We start from the raw sequence: 4,405 nt of genomic DNA, 5'->3' as shown, positions 1-4,405 counted from the left end.
GCCGACGGCGCCGGCACGCAGCCGGCCTGGGGCGGCGAGCCGACGCCGGACGAGCTGGCCCGCCTGCGCGAGCAGCTGCTGGCGCTGACGATCCTCGACGACTGACGCCGTCAGCCCGCCGTGCTCCCCCGGTCGAACTGGGCGCGGCTGTCGCGGACCACCTGTCCGTGGTCCTGCGCCCAGTCGACGAACCCGTGGGCCAGGTCCATGAGCTTCCAGCCGAGCGGGGTCAGCTCGTACTCGACGCGCGGCGGCACCTCGGCGTAGGCGGTGCGCGTGACCATCCCGTCGCGCACCAGGCCGCGGAGGGTCTTGCTGAGCATCCGGTGCGAGACGCCGGCCACGACGGCCTGGATGGTGGAGAACCGCTGCGGACCGTCGGAGAGGGACACCACGACCAGGAGCGTCCAGCGGTCGGCCACCTGGCCCATGAGGTCCCGGGTCAGCTCGTGCGTGTCGCTGTCGCACGGCGACTCCGGCCCGCCGGGCATCCGCGCCGCCAGGGACTCAAGACGCGCGTCGCGCGAGATCGGCGTCATGCCGCAATGCTTCCTCTCCGGTTACCGACGAACTCCAAAGTGCGTATCGGAAAGCCGGATTACCCGCTTCTCCGCACTGTTGTGTCACGTGGACCAACCAGCCCGGGCCCGCGTTCGTTCCCGCGCCGAGCAGGTCCGTCAACGGCACTCCGGAAGCGAAGGACCAGCAATGCTCAAGATCGGAATCATCCTCGGCAGCACCCGCCCCGGGCGAAACGGCGAGGCCGTGGCCAAGTGGGTCTACGAGATCGCCGCGCAGCGCACCGACGCCCAGTTCGAGCTCGTCGACCTGGCCGACTACCCCCTGCCCCACCTCGACGAGCCCATGTCGCCGGCGATGGGCCAGTACGCGCACGACCACACCAAGGAGTGGGCCGCCAAGGTCGCCGAGTTCGACGGCTACGTGTTCGTGACGCCGGAGTACAACCACTCCACGTCGGGCGTGCTGAAGAACGCGCTCGACTTCGTCTACGGCGAGTGGAACAACAAGGCCGCGGGCATCGTGTCCTACGGCGGGGTGGGCGGGGCCCGCGCCGCCGAGCACCTGCGGCTGATCCTCGCGGAGCTGCAGGTCGCGACGGTGCGCCAGCAGGTCGCGCTGTCGCTGATGACCGAGTTCGAGAACTACTCGGTGTTCAAGCCGGGCGAGCACCTGATCCCCGCCCTGGAGACGCTGCTCGACCAGACGGTCGCGTGGTCCAGGGCGCTGGAGCCGCTGCACGCCTGAGCCGCGGCGCCCGAGCACGGGGCCGCGGCGCACCACCCGGGTGCGCCGCGGCCGCCGTCCGCCCTCAGCGGGGTGAGAACGAGCGCAGCCGCAGGCTGTTGCCGACCACGAACACGCTGGAGAACGCCATCGCGGCGCCGGCCAGCATGGGGTTCAGCAGCCCGAGCGCCGCCAGCGGGATCGCCGCGACGTTGTAGCCGAAGGCCCAGAACAGGTTGGTCCGGATGGTGCCCAGCGTCCGCCGGGACAGCCGGATCGCGTCGGCCGCCGAGGTCAGGTCACCCCGCACCAGCGTGATGTCCGCCGCCTCGATCGCCGCGTCCGTGCCGGTGCCCATCGCCAGGCCCAGGTCGGCCTGCGCGAGCGCCGGGGCGTCGTTGACGCCGTCGCCCACCATGGCGACGACCCTGCCCTCGGCCTGCAGCTTGGCCACGACGTCGGCCTTGTCCTGCGGCAGCACCTCGGCGATCACCCGGCCGATGCCCACCTGGGCGCCGACCTGCTCGGCCACGGCCCGGTTGTCGCCGGTGAGCAGCACGGGCGTGAGCCCGAGCCCCACGAGCCGGGCCACGGCGTCCGCACTGGTCCGCTTGACCTGGTCGGCCACCACGAGGATGCCGCGGGCCTCCCCGTCCCAGCCGACCGCCACCACGGTCCGGCCCGCGCCCTCCGCGTGCGCCTTCGCCTCGGCGAGGTCCGCGGGCAGGTACTGCGACCAGTCCGCCAGCAGGCTCTCGCGGCCCACCACGACGGCATGCCCGTCGACGACGCCCTGCACGCCCAGCCCCTGGACGCTCTCGAACGACTCCACCGCCGGCAGGCCGCCGACCTCCTGGGTCGCGCCCGTGGCCACGGCCTGCGCCACGGGGTGCTCGGACGCGTCCTCCAGTGCGCCCGCGAGCCGGAGCAGCTCGGTGCGCGTGGTGCCGTCGGCCGGGACGGCCTCCAGCAGCGCCATCTTCCCGGTGGTGACGGTGCCGGTCTTGTCGAGCACCACGGTGTCGACCTTGCGCGTGGACTCCAGCACCTCGGGCCCCTTGATCAGGATGCCGAGCTGGGCGCCGCGCCCGGTGCCGACCAGCAGCGCGGTGGGCGTGGCCAGCCCGAGCGCGCAGGGGCACGCGATGATCAGCACGGCGACGGCCGCCGTCAGACCGGCCGTGGCGGGGAACCCGGCGCCCAGCCAGGCGCCGAGGGTCGCCACCGCGATCGCGATGACCACCGGCACGAAGATCCCGGACACGCGGTCGGCCAGACGCTGGATCTCGGCCTTGCCGGACTGCGCGTCCTCGACCAGCCGGGCGATCCGCGCGAGCTGCGTGCCCGCGCCCACCTGGGTGGCCCGGACCACGAGCCGGCCGCCCGAGTTCACCGTCGCGCCCGCCACGGAGTCGCCCACGCCGACCTCGACCGGCACGGACTCCCCGGTGAGCAGCGACGCGTCGATCGCGGAGGAGCCGGCCACGACCACGCCGTCGGTCGCGACCTTCTCCCCCGGCCGCACCACGAACTCGTCGCCCACGGCCAGGCTGTCGACCGGCACCCGCGTCTCGGCGCCGTCTCGCAGCACCGCGACGTCCTTGGCACCGAGCTCCAGCAGTGCGCGGAGCGCGGCCCCGGCGCGACGCTTGGACCGCTTCTCGAAGTACCGCCCGGCCAGCACGAACATCGTGACGCCGGTGGCTACCTCCAGGTAGATGTTCGCTGCGCCGTCGGACGGCGCGACGGTCAGCTCGAACCCGTGCGTCATGCCCGGTACGCCCGCCGTGCCGAGGAACAGCGCGTACACCGACCAGCCGAAGCCGGCCAGCACGCCGAGCGAGACCAGGGTGTCCATGGTGGCCGCGCCGTGCCGCAGGTTGGTCCACGCCGCCCGGTGGAACGGCCACGCCGCCCACAGGGCCACGGGGGTCGCCAGCACGAGCGACGCCCACTGCCAGTACGTGACCTGCCACGCCGGGACCATCGCGAGCGCGATCACCGGGACGGCCAGCACGACCGACGTGATCAGCCGGTTGCGGAGCGCGGTCAGCTCCGTGTCGCGCGGGTCGGCGGCGCCGTCCGCCGTCGTCTCCTTCGGGGCGGGCAGTGCGGCGGTGTAGCCGGTCTTCTCCACCTCCGCGACCACCGCGGCCAGGTCGTACCCGGCGGGCGTGGTGACGGTCGCCTTCTCGGTGGCGTAGTTGACGCTGGCGGTCACGCCGTCGAGCCGGTTCAGCTTCTTCTCGATCCGCATGGCGCACGACGCGCAGGTCATGCCGCCGATCTCGAGGTCGACGGTGGTACCCGCCGCCTCCGTGCGGGACGTGGTGCCCATCAGTGGCTCCCGTGGGTGTCCAGGACGAAGCGCGCGGTGTGCACGTCCCCGTCGACCTTGAAGTCCAGGTACAGCAGGTAGCGGCCCGGCGTCGGTGCCTGGGTCATGAAGGCGACGTCCGGCCCGGAGACGGAGCCCGGCCCGGGCTCGTCGCCCTCCGGGTGCACGTGCAGGTAGGCCAGGTCGCCCGCGCGCAGCGCGACCAGGTGCCCGTACGCGCCGAGGTACGGCTCCAGGTCCGTGACGGGCTCGCCGTCCTTCGTGACGGTCGCCGTCAGCGTCGACTCCCCGGTCGCGCTCAGCTTCCCCGCGAGCGTGGCGGTGTAGCCGCCCGTCGTGTCGGACGCCGACACCGCCACCGGCGGCCGCGGGGTGACCCGGCCGGCGACGTCGACCGCGCGGCTGAGCGTGACGTTCTCACCGGTCGCCTCGGGGACGAAGTCGGCGAACACCCGGTAGCTGCCCGCCTCGGCCCACGTCCACGGGATCGACCAGACGCCGTCGGCAGACATGGCCGGGTGCACGTGGCGGAACTGCTCGCCGTCGGACCGCACCACTATCAGGTGCAGCTCCTTGTCGTGCTCGGTCTCGAAGCCGGTCACCGCCGCGCCGTCGGTGTCCAGGACAGAGAAGGAGAGCGTGCCCCGCTCGCCGGTCTCGTCCGGGACGCTCACAGGGCTCAGGAGCAGGCCGTCCTGTTCGAGCGACAGCCCGCGGACCTGCGCCGGGGCGCCGTCCGCACCCGCCGCGTGAGTGCCGGCGTCCTGCCCGTGAGCGCCGCCCGCGGCGGCGTCGGGCCTCTCGTCGCCGGGCATCTCCATG

At 73.3% G+C, this 4,405-nt stretch carries 4 protein-coding genes; 1 reads left to right on the top strand and 3 read right to left on the bottom strand.

The features are described 5' to 3' along the window. Nucleotides 1-110 precede the first annotated feature (110 nt). Nucleotides 111-539, bottom strand: coding sequence for a winged helix-turn-helix transcriptional regulator (locus tag PROKR_RS11775; protein WP_036963395.1), 429 nt, complete (start codon nt 537-539; stop codon nt 111-113). A 169-nt stretch (nt 540-708) separates the two neighbouring features. Here PROKR_RS11775 and PROKR_RS11770 point away from each other — a divergent pair, with 169 nt between their 5' ends. Continuing rightward, nucleotides 709-1,266 (top strand): NADPH-dependent FMN reductase, encoded by a 558-nt coding sequence (locus PROKR_RS11770; protein ID WP_036963393.1) that lies wholly within the window; start codon nt 709-711, stop codon nt 1,264-1,266. A gap of 64 nt (nt 1,267-1,330) precedes the next feature. Here the strand turns inward: PROKR_RS11770 and PROKR_RS11765 are convergent, their stop codons facing one another. Beyond that, the gene (locus PROKR_RS11765; protein ID WP_036963391.1) at nt 1,331-3,583 is read right to left on the bottom strand and encodes a heavy metal translocating P-type ATPase; all 2,253 of its coding nucleotides are present in this window, start codon (nt 3,581-3,583) and stop codon (nt 1,331-1,333) included. Continuing rightward, the gene (locus tag PROKR_RS11760; RefSeq protein ID WP_084800391.1) at nt 3,583-4,404 is read right to left on the bottom strand and encodes a heavy metal-binding domain-containing protein; all 822 of its coding nucleotides are present in this window, start codon (nt 4,402-4,404) and stop codon (nt 3,583-3,585) included. Before PROKR_RS11760 ends, PROKR_RS11765 begins: the two co-directional genes overlap by 1 nt. Nucleotide 4,405: the final 1 nt, after the last annotated feature.

The sequence above is a fragment of the Promicromonospora kroppenstedtii DSM 19349 genome (assembly GCF_000515355.1).
Classification (GTDB): domain Bacteria; phylum Actinomycetota; class Actinomycetes; order Actinomycetales; family Cellulomonadaceae; genus Promicromonospora; species Promicromonospora kroppenstedtii.
The sequence above is the reverse complement of the archived record's forward strand: the minus strand, read 5'-3'. Positions and strand labels throughout refer to the sequence as shown.